The organism is Halothiobacillus neapolitanus c2, from assembly GCF_000024765.1.
Taxonomy (GTDB): Bacteria; Pseudomonadota; Gammaproteobacteria; order Halothiobacillales; family Halothiobacillaceae; genus Halothiobacillus; species Halothiobacillus neapolitanus.
In genome coordinates, this window is the sequence record NC_013422.1 from 979,617 (window position 1) to 997,776 (window position 18,160).

Annotated in this window: 19 protein-coding genes; 3 read left to right on the forward strand and 16 right to left on the reverse strand. The window is 50.6% G+C overall.

Translation table 11 applies throughout. The features are described from left to right. Positions 1 to 42: 42 nt before the first annotated feature. The 13 genes from HNEAP_RS04600 to HNEAP_RS04660 form a co-directional block, all read right to left on the reverse strand. Positions 43 to 2,409, reverse strand: coding sequence for a nitric oxide reductase activation protein NorD (locus tag HNEAP_RS04600; protein WP_012823789.1), 2,367 nt, complete (start codon positions 2,407 to 2,409; stop codon positions 43 to 45). A gap of 34 nt (positions 2,410 to 2,443) precedes the next feature. Beyond that, entirely contained in the window at positions 2,444 to 2,734 is a 291-nt protein-coding gene (locus HNEAP_RS12660) for a hypothetical protein (RefSeq protein WP_012823790.1), read from the reverse strand. Continuing rightward, positions 2,731 to 3,432 carry a ParA family partition ATPase gene (parA, locus tag HNEAP_RS04610; RefSeq protein ID WP_155802515.1) on the reverse strand — a complete coding sequence of 234 codons (702 nt, stop codon included), beginning with the start codon at positions 3,430 to 3,432 and terminating at the stop codon, positions 2,731 to 2,733. Before parA ends, HNEAP_RS12660 begins: the two co-directional genes overlap by 4 nt. Continuing rightward, positions 3,386 to 3,667, reverse strand: coding sequence for a 4a-hydroxytetrahydrobiopterin dehydratase (locus HNEAP_RS04615; RefSeq protein WP_012823792.1), 282 nt, complete (start codon positions 3,665 to 3,667; stop codon positions 3,386 to 3,388). Before HNEAP_RS04615 ends, parA begins: the two co-directional genes overlap by 47 nt. 310 nt (positions 3,668 to 3,977) lie before the next feature. Then, a complete protein-coding gene (locus HNEAP_RS04620; protein WP_012823793.1) occupies positions 3,978 to 4,310 on the reverse strand; it encodes an alpha-carboxysome major shell protein CsoS1 in 333 nt (110 codons plus the stop codon). Positions 4,311 to 4,421: 111 nt separating this feature from the next. Further along, entirely contained in the window at positions 4,422 to 4,718 is a 297-nt protein-coding gene (locus HNEAP_RS04625; protein WP_012823794.1) for an alpha-carboxysome major shell protein CsoS1, read from the reverse strand. A 74-nt stretch (positions 4,719 to 4,792) separates the two neighbouring features. Next, positions 4,793 to 5,089 (reverse strand): alpha-carboxysome major shell protein CsoS1, encoded by a 297-nt coding sequence (locus HNEAP_RS04630; protein ID WP_012823795.1) that lies wholly within the window; start codon positions 5,087 to 5,089, stop codon positions 4,793 to 4,795. 51 nt (positions 5,090 to 5,140) lie between these two features. Then, positions 5,141 to 5,377 (reverse strand): carboxysome peptide B, encoded by a 237-nt coding sequence (locus tag HNEAP_RS04635; protein ID WP_244856372.1) that lies wholly within the window; start codon positions 5,375 to 5,377, stop codon positions 5,141 to 5,143. Positions 5,378 to 5,385: 8 nt separating this feature from the next. Then, positions 5,386 to 5,637: an alpha-carboxysome shell vertex protein CsoS4 gene (locus HNEAP_RS04640; protein WP_012823797.1), complete on the reverse strand. Its 252-nt coding sequence runs from the start codon at positions 5,635 to 5,637 to the stop codon at positions 5,386 to 5,388. Next, complete coding sequence (locus tag HNEAP_RS04645) at positions 5,634 to 7,178, reverse strand: carboxysome shell carbonic anhydrase (protein ID WP_012823798.1); 1,545 nt, start codon at positions 7,176 to 7,178, stop codon at positions 5,634 to 5,636. The genes HNEAP_RS04640 and HNEAP_RS04645 overlap by 4 nt, the downstream gene beginning before the upstream one ends. 20 nt (positions 7,179 to 7,198) lie before the next feature. Next, the gene (locus HNEAP_RS04650) at positions 7,199 to 9,808 is read right to left on the reverse strand and encodes an alpha-carboxysome scaffolding protein CsoS2 (protein ID WP_166635979.1); all 2,610 of its coding nucleotides are present in this window, start codon (positions 9,806 to 9,808) and stop codon (positions 7,199 to 7,201) included. A 64-nt stretch (positions 9,809 to 9,872) separates the two neighbouring features. Further along, a complete protein-coding gene (locus HNEAP_RS04655; protein ID WP_012823800.1) occupies positions 9,873 to 10,205 on the reverse strand; it encodes a ribulose bisphosphate carboxylase small subunit in 333 nt (110 codons plus the stop codon). Positions 10,206 to 10,241: 36 nt separating this feature from the next. Continuing rightward, the gene (locus HNEAP_RS04660; protein ID WP_012823801.1) at positions 10,242 to 11,663 is read right to left on the reverse strand and encodes a form I ribulose bisphosphate carboxylase large subunit; all 1,422 of its coding nucleotides are present in this window, start codon (positions 11,661 to 11,663) and stop codon (positions 10,242 to 10,244) included. 929 nt (positions 11,664 to 12,592) lie between these two features. Here HNEAP_RS04660 and HNEAP_RS04665 point away from each other — a divergent pair. Genes HNEAP_RS04665 through HNEAP_RS04675 form a run of 3 tightly spaced genes read left to right on the forward strand, consistent with a single transcriptional unit; the run spans position 12,593 to position 15,743 of the window. Further along, positions 12,593 to 15,100 carry a heavy metal translocating P-type ATPase gene (locus tag HNEAP_RS04665; protein WP_012823802.1) on the forward strand — a complete coding sequence of 836 codons (2,508 nt, stop codon included), beginning with the start codon at positions 12,593 to 12,595 and terminating at the stop codon, positions 15,098 to 15,100. Positions 15,101 to 15,111: 11 nt separating this feature from the next. Beyond that, a complete protein-coding gene (locus HNEAP_RS04670; RefSeq protein ID WP_012823803.1) occupies positions 15,112 to 15,507 on the forward strand; it encodes a DUF302 domain-containing protein in 396 nt (131 codons plus the stop codon). Between the two features lie 29 nt (positions 15,508 to 15,536). After that, a complete protein-coding gene (locus HNEAP_RS04675) occupies positions 15,537 to 15,743 on the forward strand; it encodes a CopZ family metallochaperone (protein ID WP_012823804.1) in 207 nt (68 codons plus the stop codon). A 300-nt stretch (positions 15,744 to 16,043) separates the two neighbouring features. On the opposite strand, the gene HNEAP_RS04680 is transcribed toward HNEAP_RS04675, so the two are convergent. The 3 genes from HNEAP_RS04680 to HNEAP_RS04690 are packed head-to-tail and all read right to left on the reverse strand — an operon-like array spanning position 16,044 to position 18,109. Beyond that, positions 16,044 to 16,466, reverse strand: coding sequence for a hypothetical protein (locus tag HNEAP_RS04680; protein ID WP_012823805.1), 423 nt, complete (start codon positions 16,464 to 16,466; stop codon positions 16,044 to 16,046). 45 nt (positions 16,467 to 16,511) lie between these two features. After that, positions 16,512 to 17,705, reverse strand: coding sequence for an NnrS family protein (locus HNEAP_RS04685; RefSeq protein ID WP_012823806.1), 1,194 nt, complete (start codon positions 17,703 to 17,705; stop codon positions 16,512 to 16,514). Continuing rightward, positions 17,702 to 18,109, reverse strand: coding sequence for a hemerythrin domain-containing protein (locus HNEAP_RS04690; RefSeq protein WP_012823807.1), 408 nt, complete (start codon positions 18,107 to 18,109; stop codon positions 17,702 to 17,704). The genes HNEAP_RS04685 and HNEAP_RS04690 overlap by 4 nt, the downstream gene beginning before the upstream one ends. Positions 18,110 to 18,160: the final 51 nt, after the last annotated feature.

Here is an 18,160-nt window from a genome sequence, read left to right on the forward strand (position 1 = left end):
TTCATGAGATTTGTTTCTTGTCTGAAGCTCGGACGGAAAGTTCTATCGCGTCATCGACAAATAAAGTGCCGGTAGTTTCTCAGGCAGTCGAGCTACATGGTCGAGGATCATGTAGTGTTTCGGGCCAAAAATTCGTTCGACATAATCATCGGCTCTTGGATCGAGGGTGACGCAGAACGTATTGATGCCCCGTTTCCCTAATTCCTCAACAACGCGCTTGGTGTCTTGGCGTAGATATTGGGGGTCGCGCACATCATTATCGGAAGGCTCGCCATCGGTAAGTAACAGAATAAGTTTCTTCTGGCTGGGCCGTGAATCCAACAAATGGCCCGCGTGTCGCAAGGCAGTGCCCATGCGTGTGGAGAGTTGCCCCGTCATTCCGGCCAGACGAGCCTTGGCGAGGTCATCGAAGGCGTCATCAAAGTCTTTGAAGCGGAAATACTCAACATCGCTGCGCCCATTGGAATCAAAACCATGAATAGCGTAGGGATCACCAATGCGATTCAATGCATCACCGAGTAATGCTGCTGCCTCTCTAGCCATATCAAGTACGGTTTTTTCTTCTTCACCGGTTTGCACGAGATCATTGGTTGATTCTGAGAGATCAATGAGCAAAATCACGGATAGATCACGCACATGGATACGTCGACGAATGCCAATGCGCGGGTCCGGTTGACGATTCATTCGAATATCGATCATTGCGCCAATGGCTGCATTGAGATCGACTTCATCACCATCCTCGATTTTTTTCTGTCGCACGACACCTTGTGGCTGTAAGCCTTCGATCAGGTACTTCAAACGCCGTACCATTGGGGCGTGCTCGAACAAAATATTATCAACCACCGCAGGATCGCCCAATTTGGGTTTCTTCTCCATCAGGGTCGTCCACAATGGTCGCTCAAGCTGTGATTGGTAATCCCATTCGGGATAATATCGAGGCGAAGCAGTCGGTGGCGTGCCATAAAGCTCATTGAACGTCGTGCCATCGTCATCAAAAAGTTCGGTGGCAAGCACCCATATTTCATCCGCGCTTTCCGCCGTGGCGTACTCCACATCCAAGGCGTGCAGCATCTGCATCACGCTAACGTACTTGCGCTTTTCCTGAATGCTGGCCGCGGTATGTGCATTGCTCTTGCCTGTTTCCGGTGTTTGCCACAAATAGGTATTGTCATCACGGTACGGGCTACTTGGGATATCGGTACGGCTTTGAAATACCAGGTTTTGCTGCTGGATCTTTTCGGCTAGAGCGATGCCCAGTTCTCGCGCCATCTCCTGATCTTCCAGACGATCAAGTGCTGCTTTAAACGCCTCACGCGACCATTCGACAAGCGGGTGGGTATCCGATGAATTCTCATCGCATAGTGCCAGCGCTATCCGGTCGAAAAGTGCGCCAAGAGTTGGATTCTCTCCTGTTCGTGCGTCAGCGGGGAGGGCAGCAACCGTCAGTTGGTTGAGATTCCTCCACAGGGGAACCAATCCAGGGAAATCGGCCATTGCGAGTTTTTCGACACGCGCGTCTTCAAATAAACCAATGGTCGCGCGGTCCAGTGGGGATGCGTTCTTCGCATCGGAGTCGAGACGCGAATAAATTTGATGTGCTGCGGCATGAGCCGCTGCCGCACGATAGACAGTCAGACCATCAACTGTTTGTTCGCCTTCAACGGCGTAATCATCATACGCGTCGGGTAAATTGATAAATAGTTCATCAATGAACGGACGGTATCCCGCACGGCTTTCGAAATCACCCGAAGTGGGGCGTAGAAAAAAATCACGCCCCCACAGTGCGCGTAAATACATCACCAAGCGGCGTTGTACATCAACAAACAATACACCCCTTCGCTCGCGCTGTAACACAGCACGGGATTCAGGCGTTGCAAGACTAAAGTAGGCCTCTTGGGCGGCAAAATCGGTTCGGTGCGCTTGAATCCCCCAAGTGATCCAACGCCGCAATCCCCCAAGCGTCAGCACACCAAGCAGTTGCTCTATTTGACCAAGAAGTGGACGTAAGGCTCGGGGGGCTTTGGCCGCTATGTAATCCAGTAAAGAAAGATAGGCAACGAACAGTTCAGCCTCACCGAGCCGACTGACAGCAACAGGTGCCGATTTGAAAACCATTGCTAAAACTTCAGCACTGGCCTTGGAGAACATTTTAATAACGGAAGACAGCAGTTCGAAAACTGCTGTTTCACCAATTGACCTTGTAACAGGACCTGCCGATTCAATAAACGAGATAACTAACTCATCACCGCGTCCCAAAGCCTTAAGATTGGAAACGCTTTCTAGAAAAGCCTTGAAACCCATCGGGCTGAACAATCGCGAAAGCTCAATCCAATGGGTCTCAAGGACTTCAGCGATCGGTTCGCCCAAGTCTTCAAAAAGAGCCTGATATTCTTCAGTCGCTGGGTTCATAGTTTGACGTTAGTTTCGCGATGTTCGGACAAAATCAATCTGGCCATACACGGCGAGGATGCGTCGATGTGTCGTGTGCCGGAACCTGAATATCATCAGCCGATGGCTTGCTGGATTTTGATACAGCAGGTTTTGTTGTCGTCGCACGCGCTACAGGCTTTTTCGCAGCCGTCCGTGTGGCAGGTTTGGCCCCTGTCGATGCAGGCTTGGTGGTTTCGGGTGCAGCCGAGCGCGCGGCTGGTTTGGCTGGCGTTGACGCAGGCGCTATCGTGTCCTTGTTCTCGGTCTTGATGCTTGCACTCAGTTTATCTTCTAAATTAGTCATGACGGGATAACCTCGTTAAGGATTTGATTGATTTCATCAGCCGCTGAGCGGCCTCTTGCTCCGAGCTGGAAAACGCTAACGCCTTCCACTACGGCATTTCGGTACACAGCGCGTCGTCGCACAGAGGTAGTGAGTACGGGAACCCCTAGTCGCTCAATGGTTGTTTGCATTGCTCGTGTCATTGCACTGCGCGGCTCTGTTTGATTGAGTACCAACGCAGCTTTTAGCTTGGGGTTGGTTTTGCGTGCGCTTTCAATCATCTCGATTGTTTGAGTGCTCGCCCAAAGATCTAAAGGGGAGGGCAGTACAGGAATTAATATAAAATCGCACTCAATCATCAATTGACAGGTAATTGCCATGTCTAGGGAAGGCGGGCAATCCACGACGACAAAGTCATGGTTTGGTTGCGCCAATTTAAGATTTTGAACGGGATCGGTGTGATCTGAGTATAAGACGGGGACTTGAGCGTCCGCCTCTTTGCTTCCCCAGTCAACCCAATGCTTGAGTGCGCCTTGGGGGTCGGCATCGACCAGACCAACACGACCACGCTGCGTCAAGCCCGCACTGATGTTTGTGCTGATGGTCGTCTTGCCACAGCCACCTTTGAGGTTGGCGACAGCCAATGTAAAGGCTTTGTTGCTGGCCATGGCGTTAGCTATACTTGGCGGCCAAGTCATTGACTTGGGTAGCAAATTCAACCTCAGACTCTTGCAATGGACCGTCGTCCGCAGCAGATATGGTGACGGTCACGAATTCTTTGGCAAAATGCAAGTTGGGATAGTTGCCAATGGCCTCAGATAAATCAGCTAAATCGTCCAAAAATGAACGCGTTTGAGAATAACTTCCAAAATCGAAGCGGCGAGTTAATTGAGGTGGTAATTTACGGCATTCCCAACCATCAACCTCAATCTGATTTAGCTTTTCTATCGCCATGATTTGTTCTCGCAAACTTGAGTGTATGTTGGGCCAGTCGGAACCGGCAAATCCCTTGAACTGATCCTGTCTAAGATACTTCCGAGAAGTTTGCATCCGGAAAATCGAGAGGGAACAGGAATCATTCAATCCTCGAGCTGAGCGTGCCGCTCATATCCGAAGAGTTATTCAATTCAAAGTGAATAATAAAGCAAAAAATAGCGTTGGATACGTGTTTGAAACGCGCATAAAACCTACAAAACTTCCACAACAGGGGGTCTATAGGACGCCATATCAATTCAGAAACCCGTCAGGAAATCAGTCAGTTTCATTAGCTATTCAGATTTGCGATACACCACGCGGAATCTGAGTCTTCGGGCGTCTCGGGTAGGATGATCTCAACTTCAGAATGAACGCGCGCAATGATGTGCGCAGCAACCAGGCCATCGCCAACACGTTCACAGGCGTCAGCACCCGCACGAACGGCAGCATTTACTGCACCTGTCTCACCACGAACCATTACGGTCACGTAACCGCCGCCAACAAATGATCGTCCGACCAGACGGACTTCCGCCGCTTTGGTCATGGCATCTGCGGCTTCAATGGCAGGAACCAATCCTCGTGTTTCAATCATGCCCAGGGCAATACCGTGAGTCGTTGCCATAACAGATCCTCTAAAACTAGTGTTGAGCACGTTCAGAACGAGCCCAGAAATTTGGTTAGACGGTTTCGGCGACGGGTGTCGCCGAAGTGAGCCGTCTTAGGAATATCTGACTTAGGCTTGTGGCGCCTTAGGCAGAATGTTTTCTACTTCTGAGTGGACACGCGCAATGATGTGCGCAGCAACCAAGCCATCACCAACACGTTCGCAAGCATCGGCGCCAGCACGAACAGCGGCGTTAACAGCGCCTGTTTCGCCCCGAACCAATACGGTGACGTAACCGCCACCAACAAATTGACGACCGACCAAACGCACTTCAGCCGCTTTAGTCATGGCGTCCGCTGCTTCAATCGCAGGAACTAAGCCACGTGTTTCGATCATACCCAGAGCAATACCAGTTACATCAGCCATTTAAATAAACTCCTAAGCTGTCACTTTATGCAAAGAACCGGAACAAGCCTGCGCCGGTTCGTCTTTCCCAATCCTTAAGCTTCAGGGGCTTTCGGCAGGATGTTTTCGACTTCGGAATGGACACGGGCAATGATATGCGCCGCGACCAGACCATCGCCGACTCGTTCGCAGGCATCAGCGCCCGCACGAACTGCTGCGTTGACGGCACCGGTTTCACCACGGACCAAAACGGTCACGTAACCACCACCAACAAATTGACGGCCAACCAAACGTACTTCGGCGGCCTTGGTCATGGCATCGGCAGCTTCAATCGCTGGAACCAGACCACGTGTTTCAATCATACCCAGTGCAATACCTGTTACTGCTGCCATTTCTTCTCTCCTCAATAAAGACTCATTCAAAATCAACTCATCTAGCGATGGTCAAGTTACCCAGTGATCGATGATGCCACCAATCGTCAAATCCGTGAGAATCTCAAAATCACCCACGCCAAACCGAGCGGCAGAGCCGCTAATCGTAAAGACCCAACATCCCTCGGGAACGCCAATGGGATCGCAAGCGACACTGACCTTACCCGTAGCATCCTCCATGACACGCAAAGAGATATTTTTAAGACCGGGAATCCTGCGTGTTGCGATTAGGTCGGAACGAACGCGCATTACTTCCATTACTCACCATTCCACTGATCAATAATCCCGATAATCGTCAAATCAGAGGGATAAGACTTGCTTCCTGCAGCCTCTCGTGCTGCCGATGACCCAACGCACAAAACCCAATCGCCCGGTATGCAGCCAATCGCATCCACGGCGACCTGCCTGGGCGCGCCCGGTTTCTCCCATACCACTAATAGTGGTTTGTGACCCATATCAGCAATACGGTTTGTTGAAACCAACGTTTTCTCAACTTGCATGATTTTCATGCGGATGCAACCTCTTCAATCGGGCTTCCGATATCCTGCGCCTGAACGCTCAAACGAAACTGCAATAGATTCTGCTCATCCAAGGATGAGAACCGCTCTTTAATGGCGTTGTATATCCGTCTTGCTTTGACCACGGTTCTTTCTCTGGAGCCTGGAACATTGGGGTCATAGCGATAGTGGATGGCAATCGGAATCGGTAAACCTCGACTCAAATTAAGTTTGGTGAAAATTTTGATTCCCACATCCACATCAATCGCATTTTCTTCAACCGTATCCAAATGCGCGTAGTAGGCTAAATTCCGGATTTGAACTTCATCAAAACCATCACCAACACTGATATATCGCTCAGCATGACCAATATCATTGGGTGGATAGCGACCACCATGACGATTTACTACGTAATCGATTTGCGAGAGGTTGTTGATCAAAAGCTGACCAATAAAACGACGCATCCCCTCGCTGGCTACTCCATTTCCTTTAGCCCAACCATCGCTGCGGTTTGCGTTGAGAATTGCTTCGTGAATAATCACACGAGCCTCATCCGGCGCCAGATGTAGTGTTTGCGCATAAGTTACTGTGTTGTCAACATAACGATACGGATTCAAAAAACCTTTGCTATCCGGAATATGAACGCGAATGGCATCCGTATCCGTATCAACGCCAATCAGTAAAATATCGATACTTGCGCCGCAGCAATGGGCATTTTCAACCGCTTCTCTGAATTTCATCAGCTGGGTTAAAGCCGCTTCCAGTGCTGCACGATCATTACTGCCGTGTGCCGCGCAGCCAGAGTGTGTCGGGTCAGAGGTGCTGAAATGATACACAGCAATTTTCAGGTATCGTGTTGGCTGATCCGCTGTATTTGGAACACCTTCACGATAACGGCGGAGTTCATTTTTCTCCCACTGTGCCAGATCATCTTCAATATCGAACATCGAGCCTGCGTAGGCTTTACGATAGGTGAATGCCGTAAGGGGCAAACGCAATATGTAAGGCAGTAACCCTTTGAGACGACCATCGGCACAAGGGCTTATGTCCACTGCGTGGAACCCGCAATCCAGGAAGAAGCCAATGGCCGATGCGGAATCGTCCTTCTCAGACATTATTTTACGACTGAATTGTTCCGTGGCTGCTGTTAGTGCTTTAGCAGTCGCGTAGCCAAAAATGCCTTTTAAATTGTGCCCACTGATCCAATTATCTTTGAGTAATTCTTCGGGCAGCGTATGTCCAAGCGACGACTGGGCTAATTCTTGAACACGGGTAACATAATCCAGACCAAGAGGAATGCCAGCAACAACTTGCAAGAAAGGGATAACGCGATCAAAACGGTTCTTGACGCTATCCTCGCAACGACCCAGTTGTTCGTTGGCTTCAAGGTCAGTTAACGGGTGCCGGCAGGTACGCTCAGGCAACGTTATGCAAGCAGGATGGCGGTCATAGGCAGGGTTTGGTGCTTGCTCAATCAAGTCAAGCCGAGGTTTGACTGATGAGCTAACACCAAACGGTGCGCGTTGCTTGCTTCGTGTGTTACGGGTGTTCATGATCGTTACACTTTACTTAATCAACCGCGCGCGCCGCCGGAGTAAGTGATCAGACTACCTTGGGTGTCATTACCACTACTGCCCGTGATCTTGGAGCCCGGCTTTTCAGGTTTTGGCACATTGCGATTGGCAAACGCGCTGGTTTCGACCACACGCGCATTACCGCGCATGGAAGGGTTGCGACCACTCGCCCATTGACCGGCTGTACCGGTGATGTGCTTGTTAACTGACCAGTCATCGCCAGTGATGTGGCAACGTTCTTTGCCTTCGCCACTCACACGATCCATTTGATCGCTTCTTGGTGCACATACCAACTCAGGCTTTTCCTGAGTTGCAACCACTTCTGGCTGCACAACAGGTGCTTGAGCAGCCTTATTACGGTTGGCCATGGCCATTGCCATGGGTTGTGGAGAACCAACCAACTCGCGCGCAGCGTGCCTGAATTCGGGGGTTCCTGTAATCAAGCCGGTTGCCAGCATACCAGGGCCTGTAATGCGACCTGAGGGCGCAATGTCGTTACCTGTAATGCGATTCTGAGCCGAGCGAGCTGGGGTTTGAATACTAAAGTCAGTAGGCATTACTTCACCTGGTGCAAAGTTTTGTTCTGGCTGATTGGTGTTCTTAAAACCCATTGACTGAACATTGCCAGTTTGGTTGAAGCGTGGACTAGTGGGAAGGCAACCTGTCTGCTGCGCGCCAACATAGGCGTCACCGCTGATGAGTTGCTGTTCACCGATTTCATTTCCTGTGACCAAATCACTGGCGTCAACTGAAGTGCCGCTAATAATTTGTCCTTCACAGGTCAATGATTGTTCAGTTGATTGAGCTTCGGGCTCTGGGGTGCTCGTACAAAACGGTTCGAAATGTTCACGACCGTAGTACTCATTACCGGTGACGGGCATGCACCCGCCGCGCTCGTCACCGGACATCTTTGGGGCATGATCTAGCTGTTGGCCAGATACTGAGGTGCCGCGAAGGGTGCGCATTGAGCGCACTTTTCCCACGCCACCACCGCAGATTTTGCTTTGGCCATACTGAGAGCCTGTAACCCGAGAGCATGAACCTGGTTCGTTACCTGTAACCAGTTCGGAACGATCAACCAAGTTACCAGTCACAGACTGACCCTTGTTCGTGCGATCTTGGCCAACCTTGAACGGGCTGCGTTGAGGTTTTGTGTCACAAAAGGATTGGAATTGCTCGTTACTGAGATACTCGGTGCCTGAGATTGAACGACACGAACCGCTTTCATCACCAGTTACGCGAGTAGAGCGACCGATTTCCGTGCCGGTAACGTCAGAGCCCGCAAAGGTGTGGGTTCTGGCTACTTTTGCAGGTGCTCCGTTGATCGTGAGTCGCGCAAGACCTTCGTCTGCGTACTGCGAGCCGGTAATTGTGCGTTTTGCACCCGATTCGTTACCCGTAACAGAAGAGGGCCTGAATTCATCACTGCCACTGACCACTTGATGCGTTCGTGCTGTGGCGCCGAACATGACTTTATCCGCTTGTGAAGGCTTTGCGGCTGTTCCACATAGAGAAAAGTGAGCTTCATTACTCATGTATTCGGTGCCGGTAACGTTACGGCAGACACCGGATTCGTTGCCAGTTACCTTCTCGGTCCGTGAAACTTCCGTACCGCTAACAGGGCGACCACGAGCCGTTGTGGTCACATTGACCTTCGTCGCATTTGGCTTGGGGCTGGTATTGCAAAAAGAGGTGAATTGCTCAGTACCTACGTACTCGGTGCCCGTGACTGCTCGGCAAGTGCCCGGCTCGTTTCCAGTCACATGAGATTTACGATCCACTTGCGTGCCCGTAACAGATCCGCCGGATAGGGTGTGACCGGTTTCAACCTTTTTTGGCGCTGCGTTGCCCGACTGTACAGAATTTTTGACACGGCCTGTTGGCTTGCAGGAAGGTGCTGTGCCGCGGCCGTATTGACAGAGCATTTCACGGTGGCGCTTGGCGGCATCGCGGCCATGAAGTGCGGTATCTAGGTATCCATCAATTTGATAGCCATTGCGTCCTGGACCACCTTGAGATTGCGGCTTTGGCGGCACGGCGCGAGTTCCACGCTCAGAGAGCGCTTGACGGCGTGCACGGCAGATATCACGGACGGTTTTGGCTTGTGAACCAAAACGCTCCGGCATGTCGTCTGCTATGGAGCAGATTTCGGAAAGTTCATTATTTAATGAAGTGGACGATGATTGGTTAGTATCACCGGCATTTTCGATCATTGCGTCGTTGTGAACCACTGATTGCTGTGGTCGAACGCGACCCGACGGCTTGCCGTTGGTTTTAACCGCTTTTTTACCGATAGTTGATAGTGCCTCTCTGCGTTGACGGCAGAGATCTCTAACGCGATTGCTTTCGGTACCAAAGTCAGCATGATCAATCGTAGAGCACAATTGATCCGCCATTTGGTAATCAGTGGGCACTTCATTTACAGAAGAGCGCACCTGATTTGTATTGATCGAAGATGCCGCCTGTTTAGTGCTACGGTTTACGCTAGCCGTTTTATTAGAAACAGCTGCTTTCCCTTGCTTGGATAGTGCAGCGCGGCGTGCGCGTGCCAGTTCCTTGCCAGAGAGTCCGCTCAGGTCGGCAGGATTCATTCCTGACTGTGAAGGCATGTTTGACCCCATCTTGAATAAGTGCTGTGCGTAGAGAAACGCACAGCGCAATGACAGACTTGACTTAGTTGCCGCGGTAGACCACGAAGGCCAGACCTAAGCTTTGCGCATAGTTGTCATAAGCCACCAGTTTGACCTGGTGTGTTGGATACGCACTACGACACGCTTCAATTTCAGCCAACACGTTGTCGACATTTTGTTCGCCGAAGAAGGGAAGTTTCCACATGTACCAATATTGGTTCATGGAGTTTTTCACTTCTACGTGCTCAATGCCGGGGCTCCAGCCTTGAGCAATTGCGTACTTGATTTGAGCGCGGATGCGTTCCGCGTTCATGGGTGGAAGATAAGAGAAAGTCTCATATTTGAGGCTTTGCTTGTAATCCTGCATTTCAGCCATGGTTACTCACCTTAGTATGTTGTGTGGTACGAGGGATCAACGATTTTGAGTGTCGAGTTTGTCGACAGTGTCAAATTCGAATTTGATCTCTTTCCAAGTTTCCATGGCAATCTTCAGTTCTGGGCTGTGCTGTGCAGCAGCAGTCAGAATTTCTTTGCCTTCTTTTTCGATATCGCGGCCTTGGTTACGCGCTTCTACGCAGGCTTCCAGAGCAACACGGTTGGCAGCAGCACCGGCAGCGTTGCCCCATGGATGACCCAGCGTACCGCCACCGAATTGGAGGACAGAGTCGTCACCAAAGATGTTAACCAGCGCAGGCATGTGCCATACGTGAATACCACCAGAGGCCACAGCGAATACGCCTGGCATTGAACCCCAGTCTTGATCGAAGAAGATACCGCGCGAGCGATCTTCAGGGATAAACGATTCGCGGAGCAAATCAATCCAGCCCAGAGTAGAGGCACGGTCGCCTTCCAGTTTGCCGACAACGGTACCGGTGTGCAGGTGATCGCCACCCGACAAACGCAGAATCTTGGTCAGAACACGGAAGTGAATACCGTGGTTCGGGTTACGGTCGATAACCGCATGCATCGCACGGTGGATGTGCAGCAGTACGCCGTTGTCTTGACACCACTTGGCCAAGCCAGTGTTGGCCGTGAAGCCACCGGTGATGTAGTCGTGCATAATGATTGGCGCGCCAATTTCTTTGGCGAATTCTGCGCGCTTGTACATTTCTTCAGGAGTTGGCGCCGTTACGTTGAGGTAATGGCCTTTGCGTTCGCCGGTTTGGGCTTCAGCAGTTTCGGTCGCGTCTTGTACGAACAAGAAGCGATCGCGCCAGCGCATGAACGGCTGAGAATTGATGTTTTCATCATCTTTAGTGAAGTCGAGGCCGCCACGGAGGCACTCGTATACGGCACGGCCGTAGTTTTTCGCAGACAAACCAAGTTTTGGCTTGATGGTGCAACCCAACAGTGGGCGACCATATTTGTTCATCTTGTCGCGTTCGACTTGAATACCGTGCGGTGGGCCGCCACAGGTTTTAACGTAGGCGAGTGGGAAGCGAACATCTTCCAGACGCAGGCCGCGTACCGCTTTGAAGCCGAACACGTTACCAACCAGTGAGGTAAACACGTTAACAACTGACCCTTCTTCGAACAGGTCGATTGGGTAGGCGATAAAGGCATAGAATGCCGCATCGTCACCGGGTACGTCTTCAATGCGATAGGCACGGCCTTTGTAGTAGTCCATGTCGGTCAGCAAATCGGTCCACACGGTGGTCCATGTGCCGGTTGAAGATTCTGCTGCAACCGCGGCTGCGGCTTCTTCGCGATCAACACCCGGTTGTGGGGTGATTTTGAAGCATGCAAGGATGTCGGAATCCAACGGTGTGTATTCCGGCATCCAATAGGTCTGCCGGTATTCTTTTACACCAGCACTATACTTTTTAACTGCCATGAGTTCCTCCTGAAAGGATGGGGGATTCGCGCAACGCCCCTGTGGCTTGTCGCGTGAAAAGCATCATGCCGAGTCGGTGCCATCAATAACAGTCGATATTTTCTATCTTCGACATAGGAACTAATCTATGATCTGGTTCTCGTTAGATACGCTCTTTTGGTCTCAATGCTCAGTGCGAATTGTTAGAAATTGTCGTGCTGGCTTGGTCGATCACAATCTTAGAAAGACATCACGTGCCAGTGCTTTAGGTTGAGTGGTTGTATCGGCTTGGCCGGCGCTTTATCCAATCAAATCAATCACATTTTTAGCATACTTGATATCTTGATGCGCTTGCATTCCACAACGATACACAATTAAGATCTATAAATCTTTGAATTGGTATGAATTGCTTTCCGATTTTTATCGGATTCTTATCGAAATGTTAGGGCCGCGAATGTCGGCTGTCTGCTTGCATCTGGGTTGTGGTAGTGACGGGGGTCGAAACTTAACCAACACTAGATTCCATAATATGGACCTTTCGCCATGGTGTTGATCGGCCGCTTGTATTGAATACCCTTGAGATTCCGGTTATCGTTGGTCTGATGGTGCACGAATCACATCGCCCAGATCTAATTCGGCTTGGTCTGCTCTTTCAGTGGCTGGGTTGCCTGTCGATTGAGACGCCGCCGAGTTTGATCAGAATGCTCAGTTCGAGTGCGCAAATGTATGTTTCAGGCAGGAGTAAAGGTTGCCCGTGATGGCCTAATGCTTTAAATGATATGTTTATGTGTGCTTCTGTCATACTCGGTATGCTGCTAGACGGTTTGGCTCGATTGAAACGTTTTATGAGCGCTGCATGAATTCTTGGCGTTGCGACGAGATTCTGCATTACTAATGAGTTAACCTCTGATGATGAAATTCTTTTCGCTCCTTGGGCGACGATTGTTGTGATGAAACTCATTGATCTTTACATCCGTATTGATGGTATGACGTGCGCATCTTGCAGCGCGCGCGTCGAGCGTGGTCTTGCCAAACTTCCCGGTGTGGCTGCCGCCAGTGTGAATCTCGCAACCGAACAGGCAACGATCCAGTTCGACCCGCAACAGATCCGTACCACCGACTTGATTGAAGTCATCAGGGATGTCGGCTATGCACCGGTTGTCGCCGAGATAGATCTCGCAATCGAAGGGATGACGTGCGCATCATGCGTCGGGCGCGTTGAGCGTGCATTGAAACGTTTGCCCGCTGTAGTGGATGCCGTGGTGAATCTGGCGACCGAACGTGCTCATGTTCGCTATATCCCGGCGATGATTGAGCCGAATGAGTTGATTGCCGCGGTGACGGAAGCGGGTTATGGCGCCAGCCTTGTCGATGGTTTTGCTGATGGCCATTCCGATGGTGTGAAGTCGGATGATAACCGTCAGCAGGAGAGCCTCTCCGCCATGAAGCGTGACGTGATTCTAGCTGCCGGTTTCTCTCTGGGTATTATGTTCTTATCCATGGGCGCCATGTTCATCCCCGAGTTCGAGCGCGTGATGGATGGAATCAGTCCCTTCCCGAATTTTTGGGATTGGGTCCAACTGTCCCTTGCCTCGGTTGTATTGTTCGGCCCCGGTCGCCGTTTTTTCAAACCGGGCTTTATCGCCTATCGTCACCTCTCGCCGGATATGAACTCACTGGTCGCGACCGGCACAGGAGCGGCTTACGCTTACAGTGTGTTGGTGCTGGTTTTCCCCTTCTTGTTTCCGGTCGAGGCCAGGCATGTCTATTTTGATTCGTCCGCTGTCGTTATTGCGGCCGTATTGGCTGGCAAATATCTGGAAGCACTCGCCAAGGGCAGAACGTCCGCTGCGATTCGAAAACTGATTGATTTACAGGCGAAAACGGCGCATATCCTTGATGAATCCGGTGTTGAACGAGATGTGCCCTTGGCGCAACTGCATAAAGGTGATCGATTTGTCGTGCGCCCCGGCGAGCGTATTCCGACGGATGGGCGCGTGATCGAGGGGCGTGCCCACATCGACCAATCCATGTTGACGGGCGAGCCATTGCCTGTCACCAAAGGGCAGGGCGATGAGGTCGTCGGCGGTACGGTCGATCAGGATGGACGGCTGGTGATCGAGGCGACCTCGGTTGGTCGTGATACCGTTCTGGCTCAGATCATCAAGCTGGTTGAAAATGCGCAGACGGGCAAGCTGCCGATACAGGGTCTGGCTGATCGCGTTGTTCGCGTGTTTACACCCGTTGTGCTGGCCATTGCCCTGATTACCTTCATTACCTGGATTGTATTAACCGGCAATGTCAGTGTGGCTCTTGTCGCTGCTGTCGCCGTGCTGGTGGTCGCCTGTCCCTGCGCCATGGGGTTGGCAACGCCCGCTGCCATTATGGTGGGCACGGGGCGTGCGGCAGAGTTGGGTGTGCTATTTCGCAAAGGCGAAGCATTGGAAACGCTTTCCCATGTGGATACGGTTCTGTTTGATAAAACGGGCACATTGACCGAAGGACGGCCGACTTTATCGGATATCGGCGGCCCATCGCCCGATGAAGCCCTTCGTATGGCGGCTGCTCTTGAAGGGGGATCCGAGCATCCTCTGGGGCGAGCCATTGTGATTGCCGCTGATCAGCGCAAACTCATTTTGCCTATTGCTGAAGATTTTCGCTCTATTGCCGGTTATGGCATAGAAGGCATGATTGAAGGGCACAAGGTGCGTGTCGGTTCCCGCCATTTTCTTGAACGTGAGAGCGTGGATCTCGGCTCGAATCCCACAGAAGTCGCTCAATTAGAAGAAGCTGGTCATACGGCCGTATTTGTCTCATCGGATAATTTGTTTCTCGGCTGGCTGGCGATTGCGGATCGACTTAAACCGGAAGCAAAAAGCGTGGTTGATGCCTTGCGCCAGCGGGGTATCAAGATCGCCATGGTGACCGGCGATGCAAAGCGAACCGCTCAAACGGTTGCCGCGCTATTGGGTATCGATGAAGTGCACGCAGAAATTCGCCCACAGGATAAGGCCAGGGTGGTTAGCGAACTTCAATCCAAGGGACGTCGCGTTGCATTCGTTGGTGACGGTATCAATGATGCACCTGCATTAGCTCAAGCAGATGTTGGCATTGCGCTGGCTTCGGGAACAGATATCGCCATCGAGGCGGCTGATGTCACGCTCACACGCGGCCAATTGCGTGAGGTGGTTACGGCAATAACCGTCGCGCGACACACCTTATCCAATATTCGCGGCAATCTATTCTGGGCATTTTTCTACAATATTCTCTTGATACCAATTGCTGCGGGCGTTGCCGTTTCGATCGGCATTCATCTCAATCCAATGGTGGCCGGGGTGGCAATGGGCTTGTCCTCGATATTCGTGTTGGGGAACAGTCTTCGTCTCAAGGGACTCAAAGCATTCCAACCAGTTCCAATCACCCAATCAACCAATATCCCGACTCACCCCATAACCTAGAGGTACTTCCCATGAGTTCTTACGTTTTCTCCGTCACCAGCCCGAAAGATTATGAATCAACCATTCCAATGGTTACCGAGGCATTGAAGCAGGAAGGCTTTGGTGTGCTGACCACGATCGATGTGGCCGCCACACTCAAAGCAAAATTGGGTATCGAGCGGAAGCCTTACATCATTCTGGGCGCTTGCAACCCGACATTCGCCCATCAAGCAATGGAAGCAGAGCCTGACATCGGTGCCTTGTTGCCTTGTAACGTTGTCGTGCGCACAGAGCCGGATGACAGTGTAAGCGTCGTGTTTATGGATCCGGTATCCGTTCTTGGGATGGTCAACCAGCCCGGGGTGGACAAGGTCGGTCACGAAGTGCGTGAAAAGCTCATGCGCGTCGCCGAGTCTGTACGCGGTTAGTGACAGGCTTCCAATCATGAGGATCAGCAATGAGTGAAATTAAATTGAATATTACCGGCATGACCTGCGAACACTGCGTCCGCGCGGTGACCAAGGCTCTAAAGGACGTGCCGGGCGTAACCGACGTTGAAGTAAACCTGCAGCCGGGCTCGGCTGTTGTTCATGGCGAGATGGACCCGACTGATCTCATCTCTGCGGTAATCAGCGAAGGGTATGTTGCGGTGATTCAGTCTTGAGCGCTTGAATGCAGATGGGCGGCACTCATCTGCATGTGCATTATTTCAGTGTTGAATGCCGTGGTTCTGTGCCGCGCCCAGTTAATATTTGGGCCGTATCCGTCAAGGCGGAGATCACTTGGGGCGTTTCATTTGGGGAAGCTCCTAATAACTCCTTCCTGGAGTTTTTCAGAGGGCGAAAATCAAAAAGTGTGATTTTTGATTTTCTTCATGAACAATCACTTGCATGGTCGTTCATGGCGTCACATCCCAACGCCGCACCGAACCTCCGATTTAATCAGAGGTTCCTTGGATTTTGGTTTAAATGCTCTCAAGATCAGCAAATGGCTTGTGCGGTTCAATTACTACGTCATGCCATGCATCATGATTTATAAGATAAATATCCCTCAGTGAAGCGGGAATAAGAATTAAGGCAGCAATCGCCCAAACCACCAGGTAATAAATAATATGAGGAGGGAAGAACACAGCTACCGCGACTGATGCACCTGCAACACCATAAAATCGATATGCTGCTTTTTGCGTGTAGTTTCCAACCATAGGGTTCGGATGATGTTTATTTAGCGCATAGATCAGCATTGAGAGGCCGGTCCAGAAAATAAATAACGGCACAGGAATAATTGCCGCGACTATAGTTCCGTAGTTAAACCATTTTGCCGCTCGGCGAGAAGAATCTGCACTGGCAATTTTTTGGTCATCTTGATTTTCAATATCAAATTCATTCACGATAATACCTCACGTTAATTGAACAAACATTCTCTTTTCTGAGAATTAAGATCGCCTATCGGCCCGAGGCGATACAAGCCAGGGGCCCACAGCAAATAGCAATGAAAAATAGACTGCAGCCATTCCCCAGGCAGATAATCCGAGCATCAGAGGGTTGTATCCAAGAACTGGCGCGAAGACACGTAATAACCAAATTAGCGGAGTGGCAATAAAAAAAACACGGAGCCAGTTGGGCATAACGATAATGCGTCCACTATGACCCGCACTCACACGCAACAACATTCCAGGGCCCAGAACACCGAGTATTCCAAGGCCCACTCCATGAATTCCGGCATCCCACCACATTGCAGCCATGTTGGTATTCGTAAAAAACAATACACTCAGTGTCATGATAAGTAAGCCTGCCAATGTCAGTGCGAAACCGGCATAAAGCACCAGCAACATGGGTTCACGACGCACAACTGGGTGCCACCAACGCAATACGCCCCAGCAACCAAGAAGAATGATTATTGTTGAGGTCGCGCTCCATAGCAGTGTATTTCCCGGAATTTGCGGAATAAAACTTAAAAGCAGCAGCACGAATGGCGCTACGCCAAAAGTAACGGCGGCGTAATTCCCCAAAGAATTGGAGCGTTTACCCGCCCGACCGGCGGTAAATGCCGGGATAATGCGTTGCGAAACAAATAATAAGACTGCAAGTATCGGCCATAGACCCATAACGGCAACTTGCCCTTGTAAATTTGGTTCATTGATATGGATGCCAAAATAACTGTCCAAAAAAGCAATAAGCAATAAAGAAAATGGAAATAAAAGATTATGCCACTGACCGGTACGGATAATGGCAACCAAAATAGCTGAACCAACAATTATCTCTGGGATTATTGATAAAATGTAAGCCCATACGCTGTGCATTCCAAAGAATAAAAAAGTGCAACGTGCACACAGCCATATCGCAGTTGTTACAAACAGCTCAATCGGTGGTAGTGGTCGTCGTCCCGTCCAGTTCTGCACCGCAGTCAACAAGAAGCCGGCAAGAAGAGCGAAGCCTAATCCGTATATCATTTCATGAGCGTGCCATCGCCAATCCATGAGCGCTGGAAATAATTCAATATTAATGTGCAAACCAGTCGATGTGATCAGCCAAGGTAGCCCCCAAGCTGAAAACATAAGGCCCCCACTGACTAGAAAGAGCAAGAACCAAGGACGAAAACCAATACTGAACAAAACTGGTGATTTCATCGCATGAGTACATCAGTTGTTGAATTAATTAAGCAACACTGTTCAAGACTAGGGAAAAGCTCACGTTCCTCGAATGTAATATGCTCTGAGAGCAACGTACCCAAGGCAATAATTTGTTCTCGATCTTTCATGGAATTGCTGCGCTCAAGACGTGAGATCATCGCCATAATCACAATATGCTCAAAAATCATGCGAGATAGTTGCGCCATGATTGGATGCGTGTCAGCCAAGCCATAAACCAAGCTCGAAAATAAATCCTCTTCCTCGCTGAAGTGGTGTGAAAGTTCTAATTTTTTCGCTCGAAAGTCATCCGGATCCCACTTTCCTTGTTTAAGCTGACGTGCAAGGCGCAAAGTTTGATGGTGCGAGCGAGATAGTGGCTGAAGTTGAGCATGTCTTCTCATCGGCATCTCCTGCGGTAGAATATTATAAAGCTACATTCATAGATGCATAAT